The 473-nt window shown below is 62.6% G+C and carries 1 pseudogene; it reads left to right on the top strand.

Annotation, left to right across the window (positions count from 1 at the left end):
* Positions 1 to 29: 29 nt before the first annotated feature.
* Positions 30 to 473, top strand: a pseudogene (locus tag AC0QHF_RS17100) (hypothetical protein); the annotation flags it as partial.

The raw sequence follows: 473 nt of genomic DNA, 5'->3' as shown, positions 1-473 counted from the left end.
TCGCCGACACCGAAACCGCACCCCCCCAAATGGATGAGTCCCCCGCAGGGGAACCGACACCCGCCACCGCCGAAACCGCGATCGCCGCCGAAGTTGTCGCAGATGATGAAGGGCCGAACATTCAATGTACATTGAAAAAAACGACGGTTGACCGGCCCGACAACCACCACATCATCCTGGTTTCCGGCGCCTGTGACGGCATTGAAGAACCCGTCGGCCACGCCCCCGACTACCGCGAAGCGCGACGGATCGCCGACGGGGTGAAACTGGCATTCGGACAGCGGGTCATGATCCGCCACTGGACCGGCGACGACTCGGAAATCTGGCGCCGCCACGAAGACGAAATTGACCCCGACACCCTGCCGGAACTGAAACAGACCGACGATCGCTTCGAGCCCTGGACGCCCTGGATGAAAGCCGGCGCCAAATTCACCACCCCACGGGGCACCCGATTCACCATCGTCGGCTTTGAC

The sequence above is a fragment of the Lyngbya sp. CCY1209 genome (assembly GCF_055795065.1).
This window is presented reverse-complemented; position numbering and strand designations above follow the sequence as displayed.